A 5,980-nucleotide genomic window follows, 5' to 3' on the forward strand; every position below is an offset into this window, starting at 1 on the left:
ATAAGCAAACTCTTTAATATTTGTTCTAGCTTTTTCCATTAATGCAGGAAAATCTTCTCGGTCACATACTTGCTCGATTTTAGTGATTTTAGGGCGATATATTTTATCTTCCCCTTTTGAGTAGTCTATTGCACGATCATAGTTGTCAGCATTACTGTACGCACTATTTGCTAAAGCAGACGCACATTTATTATATATTTCATCTAAGTTTTTATCTGAATTAGGATATTGATTACTAAATATTTTACTTTGAATCTGTGAGCTTTGTTCTAGTAAAAAGCTAGCATTGAAAGGTAGTGGTAGCTGTTGCTCAGTAAGCCTTCGGATAGTATCTATTGCTTCACTTCTAGCGAATGTATCAGCAACTTTTAGAGATATTTTTCCTTCGTAGGCTCTTTTGTAGGTTGAACCAGTATTTTGTAAGTAGTCCCTTAAACCTCGACATTGAGGATTATTATATTTTTCTACATGTAACCTACCATTTTCAAATCCTCTGGACAGATCAGTCATTGTTTTAGCATTAGCTGAAATACAAATTAATGCGATAGAAATAGGAAGTACTTTTTTCATACCAAATGGCTCTATATTATTTATTTAAAGTGAATCCGGCTTTCTCTAAACAAGGGTAAAGTTCTCTGAATTTTTCAGGCTCTAAAAGCATATCAGCGATGCGTATAGCAAATTGTTGATAGCTTTCAGTACCATGCGAATATGTACTCATCTCAGGCATTTCAGACATTTTATTAGCAAATAAATGACGTTGCGCGTCGGTCATTTTGATAAAGAAGTCAGGGGTATTGGGGTCACGTTTAACTTCAATTTTCGGCTGTGATTTTTGCTTAAATTTGAATGAAAAACCCGTGATTGTTCGCCCTTGCTTATGTTGTTCATAAGTAGCTTTTATATCCGTATGTTCATTAATTTGTTTGATTGCTGGTTCAAGAACACGATTTTTAAAATTATGCATTAACTTATATTCATTACTTGCAAGTCCCATTTTATCCCTAAAATCGTCTAGGCTTATCTCAGGTACTTTCCCTGTGCTACGCCAAGCTATAAGTAGTTCATAAAGGCGTGTAGCGTACAACCCAAGACTTGCAACTTGTGATAGTTCATAACTAGTAAAATTTTTCTCTAACTGAGTAATCAGGGGAATAATTTCAGGAGCAAATCGTAATTTAATAATTCCAGAACCATCAACATAAGAAACACCACTAACCCAACGGACAACACGCTTTTCAGGTTTATTTCTTTTTTCATCAATCATCATAAATGTAACCTGACGATTAAATAATGCCTGCGATGCTTCTGAAAGCATTGCATACGCATTTTTTACACTTATATCAAAACGATCTGCATAGTGCTGTGCATGTATTTCTAAAAATGTTTCGGTATCAATTCCTTTTTGGGTTTCTCTTGCCTCAATAATTGCAAGCAATACAATCCGTTGTTCAACCAAACTAAGCGTATAGCTTGCATTGATTAAAGCATTATCCTTAACAACTAGTTGCATATCACTCCCCCCCATTTCCACAATAGAAATACAAGTTACCAAATGTATAAAAAAATACAAAAAATATTTTGTATTTTTTTGCAGGGTAAATGTATGTTTATGGCAGGGTAAATGTATGTTTATGGCAGGGTAAATGTATGTTTATGGCAGGGTAAATGTATGTTTATACGGTTTGAAAGCATTGCTATATAAGGGTTTCAGTTCAGTTAAAAACAATTAAAAGAAGTTAAAAACAATTAAAAACCCGCTTCGCTATTTTTTTTGTTAAAATTTAAGAGAAATTTTATTTGTCGAGGTGGCAAATGAGTGTAATGGGCTTTATGGTAACTACTACACAAACTCAAAAAACTGCACCTATCAAGATTAATCTTGATAGAATGAAATCTGCTTTATCTGCGGAAAGCTTTGTAATGCCTCAAGGTTTATCTCGTGAAGAAAAGCGGAAATTTATTATGGAAGCAGGGAAAAAGTAATTGTCGTACACTTGGGAGTTTGGAAAAAAGTTTGCTGTAGAATTTAATAATTATCCTGAAAATCAACAAGATAAAATTTTAGATTTTACAGATGTATACGAACAAAATGGATTAAGTGATTTTTCCAAATTCCAAGGTAAAATTTCACCATCATGGAGAGGAATAGATAAAACAAATCCGATTTATGATTTCACTTATTCAAATAGTCTTTGGCATTATCACGTTGGATTACCAGAATACATTAAAAGTAAATATAACAATTACTTAACATCAGATATGATTCTCCATTTTCAGTGGAAAAATAACTCTAATCATATTCGAGTATTGGATATTACTTGGCATTACAAACGTAATGGCGAATTTTGGCTACCAAATTCTGACTATTTAGATTAAGCGGTACTCGCTAAAGCTCGTGCTCTATTGCTGTTCGCTTCGCTCATATTTTTTTAAAGCAAAAGCTTCGAAGTTCGGACCCTCGGGATGCTCTGTATTTTTCGTTATTATGCAAAAGGCAAGGACGAAATTTTTATGGAACTCAATCGCTCGTAGACACTTGCTCTGTTTTTGATGACAATATATAAATCATTATTTTTGAATAAAAAGTTAAGTTTAAATGATATTCGGATTTTTTAAAAAAAAAGAAAAGATAGGCATTCCAACTATTAAAGCTAATGCTGATCATAAAAAAGATGATAAAGAAAAACATAAGTTATTCTTAATAGAATTTAATGAGTTACTCAAATCATCAAATATATTTAAACCTGAATATATTAAAAAATATGTAGATCTATATAAAAAATATGAGCCATTTACTGGAAGAAATAATAAGTTAATTCATCAACAAGCTTCCTTTGAAGAAGCCCTGTTATCCCCATCATCAAAGAGAGAAGCTAAAAAACTAATAGAGTTAATAATTTTTATTGCAGATAGAAGAGCCTACAACCAAGTAGATTTAAATAGAAAAAAAACATTGGTAAGTAAAGTTGTAATAAAGTTTCCGAAAAATTCTTCATGTTGCTCAAACTTATTGAAATACAAAAAAAAACTTGAAAATAAATCAATTTCGATAACTGATGCTCCTATATTTCCTTTAAAATCATGTATTAATTGTGGCTGTGATCATCCGAGTTTAATGCCATTTATCTATCAACTAGAGATTCATTCATAAACATGGCAAAAAATATTCAAACAACTTATGTAAGACATGGAAGCAAAATTAAATGTCCAAAATGTCAAAGCACTGATGTTAAAGCATTAAAAACGCAACCTAAAAAATTTCCGAAACCAACAAAAAGTAATACCGTTGATTTTAATGAATTAATGAACTTTTATGACAATGGCTACTCTTGTAATAAGTGTGGGAATTTTTTCATAGCATATTATGAAGATGATTACCCTTTACCAAAGCCATCGCTTATTGTTAGATTTTTAAAATTTATATTTAAATCAATACTATATGTAACTTTAATTTGTGGGTTTATCTACCTTTGGGCTAGCTCGATGCTTTGAAACATGGCTTTAGCCTTATTTCAAAGTCGAGCCACTTTGCGACTGAAAAAAATTACTTAGTCATGACTAAAAAACAGAGCAAAGTACCGCCCGAAATTATTTAGGGTCAATCACACAGTAATCGCCATTTTTCCCATATCCGCACTGCTTTTTTATGACCTTGACGCATGTCTGTCCCTCACATTTGGATATGTCTAGGCTGTACTGCTTAAGATTATTTACTTCCGATCTACGCTGTTGAATTTCGTCCATGCTTGGGACGAATAGGAATAACGCCAAAAATAGAATAATGACTAGCCCAATAAAGGTGCTGGCGTACACAATGATAAATTGGGTATTCAGACGGCTTGTTGCCTTGTCTAGTTCCTGAATACGGCTCTTTAATGCACCTATAGCTTGTTTATTGGTGTCCTGTAGCGATTTTTCAGCCTTATCGAGCACACCTGTAGCAATTTGGCTGTAAAACGTCTCTAATCGCTTCTGATCGTCTGCTATGGCTTCTCGATATTCTTTCATTGATGCCAATAAAATATATAACTGGTCGTCTAAATCATCGTTTTGGTTGCTCATCTTGACCATCCGCCTTTATTGAAATTAGGTGATGCCTTTTGTTCGGCTTTTTTCATTTCTCGTTCTTGCTGTCGCTTCTGTTCGGCTTGGCGTTCTAGTTCTAAGCGTTTGGCTTCTCGATCTTTCTGCCATTGGTCAAAGCCTTGTTCTACACGGCTAAAACCACGTTGGAGCGTGGTTTCTTTCAGCTGTCCTTTTTGGTTCAAGTATTGGGCGTTGTGCTGTTTAACTTTGTCGTTATAACGGCTAATTTCGGTGCCGATGCCTTGTCTACGTAATTGAGTGACCGAAGTTCCCTCATGAATCGTTGCTTGTAGTCCGTTGTTCTGATCGGCATAGCTACGGTGGTCAATTTTTTGCTGTTGTCCTGCTTGTTCCAGGGCGTGATTCGCCAGGTCTGCCCATGTTGCCCGAATTTGTTTGATGTCCTCTTGGGTTGTACCCATGTTGAGGGTCTTTCTTTTGGCGTTACTGAGTTCAATCTCTGCCTTTGTGGTCAGGGTCAGATTGTTTTCAGGGTCTAATTCAGCCTTTCGGGTGGTGAGCATGATATGGGCGTGATGGTTTTTATTATTTCCGCCTTTGCTGGGTTCGTGAATGGCTAAGTCTGCAATCACGCCATAGCGATCAACTAAGGACTTGGCAAAGGCTTTTGCCAAGTCCTTACGTTGATCTGTGTCTAATTCATCGGGTAGGGCGATTACCCATTCTCTAGCGGTTCGGGCATCTTTGCGATTTTCGGACTGTTCCGCCAAGTTCCAAAGTTCGCTACGGTCAATTTTAATATCGAGGTTGGATACAATTTCGGTATGGGCAACACCGTCCTTTCTCGTAAAGTCATGGGTCAATCCTGTCCGTTCATCCTTGAGCTTTTCTCCGGCACGATAAGCCATAGATGCAACAGCGGTTCTGCCTGAACTGCGGTTTACGGTTTTTGTTGAGCAATGATAAATCGCCATCGCTTAACACTTCCGACTAGCAGGGACGTAATAACCGCATTTTTCGCATTCTCTTTTTAGGTTCTGAACTTCTCTTTCTTCTGCATGTTGTGCCATCAGTTCAGGCATCTTGTAAGTGCATTCGTGTCCGCAATTTGGACAAAGGTAAAGGTGCGCTTCTCTGAAATTATACCGATACATTTTTATTTTCCTTTTGCTTTTTAAAATTGCGCAGCAATTTTTTGGGGTTAAGGGGTATCCCCTTGCGCAACTTTGATTTGAACGAAGTTCAAGTCGTAAGTGCGCATTTCATGAAAAACACGATAGCATATAGCTCGCTTGAACTCTAGTTCATAGAGCCTTATGCTTGAGTGGTTTTCTATATCCCGAAATTGGACGTTATGACAAAATCTACTGAAAATATTGAAAAGAAAATTGAAGCCCAGTTAGAAAAACTGAAACAGTTAAAAGCGCAAAAACAGGCTATTGAGGCAAGAGAACGTACCAAGAAAAAAGAGCAGGAACGCAAAGATGATACTCGGCGTAAAATTTTGCTCGGTTCTTACTTGATAAAAAAAATGAATGATAATGAAGCCAATAAAGAAAAAATACTCGCTGAACTCAACGAGTATTTGACAGAAGATCGAGATAGACAGCTTTTTGATTTATCTATCCAATAATAGTTTTATTGATTGATTTTACATCTAGGTGCTAGATGTCCAACTTTTAAACCTCTGTTGGGAGCATTATAAACACTCCATAAGAATTGATCGTTTATAAGCCCATCATCTAGCCCAGCTTGAAGCATATCTTCTGCCAATCTATTGATCGATTGATAATTAACTTTAGATAAGAATTTCTCTGTACTAAGTTTTCTAAAATAAGCAAACTCTTTAATATTTGTTCTAGCTTTTTCCATTAATGCAGGAAAATCTTCTCGGTCACATACTTGCTCGATTTTAGTGATTTTAGGGCGA

Annotated in this window: 9 protein-coding genes; 4 read left to right on the forward strand and 5 right to left on the reverse strand. The window is 35.6% G+C overall.

The features are described from left to right. On the reverse strand, nucleotides 1-570 hold a 570-nt coding region (locus ACG9ZL_RS20520; protein WP_419361664.1), incomplete at its 3' end, for a hypothetical protein. Nucleotides 571-586: 16 nt separating this feature from the next. Further along, the gene (gene repM, locus ACG9ZL_RS20525; protein WP_104039705.1) at nucleotides 587-1,513 is read right to left on the reverse strand and encodes a replication initiation protein RepM; all 927 of its coding nucleotides are present in this window, start codon (nucleotides 1,511-1,513) and stop codon (nucleotides 587-589) included. A 302-nt stretch (nucleotides 1,514-1,815) separates the two neighbouring features. Between repM and ACG9ZL_RS20530 the strand changes: the two genes are divergently transcribed. The 3 genes from ACG9ZL_RS20530 (at nucleotide 1,816) to ACG9ZL_RS20540 (ending at nucleotide 3,154) form a co-directional block, all read left to right on the forward strand. Further along, complete coding sequence (locus tag ACG9ZL_RS20530; RefSeq protein ID WP_171289309.1) at nucleotides 1,816-1,986, forward strand: hypothetical protein; 171 nt, start codon at nucleotides 1,816-1,818, stop codon at nucleotides 1,984-1,986. Then, on the forward strand, nucleotides 1,987-2,379 hold the full coding sequence (locus ACG9ZL_RS20535) for a hypothetical protein (RefSeq protein ID WP_104039704.1): 393 nt from the start codon (nucleotides 1,987-1,989) through the stop codon (nucleotides 2,377-2,379). A gap of 220 nt (nucleotides 2,380-2,599) precedes the next feature. Continuing rightward, nucleotides 2,600-3,154 carry a hypothetical protein gene (locus tag ACG9ZL_RS20540; protein ID WP_104039711.1) on the forward strand — a complete coding sequence of 185 codons (555 nt, stop codon included), beginning with the start codon at nucleotides 2,600-2,602 and terminating at the stop codon, nucleotides 3,152-3,154. Between the two features lie 437 nt (nucleotides 3,155-3,591). On the opposite strand, the gene ACG9ZL_RS20545 is transcribed toward ACG9ZL_RS20540, so the two are convergent. Both ACG9ZL_RS20545 and mobQ read right to left on the reverse strand, forming a co-directional pair. Beyond that, nucleotides 3,592-4,065: a hypothetical protein gene (locus ACG9ZL_RS20545; RefSeq protein WP_199970406.1), complete on the reverse strand. Its 474-nt coding sequence runs from the start codon at nucleotides 4,063-4,065 to the stop codon at nucleotides 3,592-3,594. Further along, on the reverse strand, nucleotides 4,062-5,024 hold the full coding sequence (gene mobQ / locus ACG9ZL_RS20550) for a MobQ family relaxase (RefSeq protein WP_199970403.1): 963 nt from the start codon (nucleotides 5,022-5,024) through the stop codon (nucleotides 4,062-4,064). Before mobQ ends, ACG9ZL_RS20545 begins: the two co-directional genes overlap by 4 nt. A 380-nt stretch (nucleotides 5,025-5,404) precedes the next feature. Here mobQ and ACG9ZL_RS20555 point away from each other — a divergent pair, with 380 nt between their 5' ends. Next, nucleotides 5,405-5,683 carry a DUF8583 domain-containing protein gene (locus tag ACG9ZL_RS20555; RefSeq protein ID WP_199970400.1) on the forward strand — a complete coding sequence of 93 codons (279 nt, stop codon included), beginning with the start codon at nucleotides 5,405-5,407 and terminating at the stop codon, nucleotides 5,681-5,683. A 5-nt stretch (nucleotides 5,684-5,688) separates the two neighbouring features. On the opposite strand, the gene ACG9ZL_RS20560 is transcribed toward ACG9ZL_RS20555, so the two are convergent. Further along, the coding region (locus tag ACG9ZL_RS20560; protein WP_419361671.1) for a hypothetical protein at nucleotides 5,689-5,980 on the reverse strand (292 nt) is incomplete at its 5' end.

This window comes from Acinetobacter legionensis (genome assembly GCF_048551735.1).
In the GTDB taxonomy this organism is placed as follows: Bacteria; Pseudomonadota; Gammaproteobacteria; order Pseudomonadales; family Moraxellaceae; genus Acinetobacter.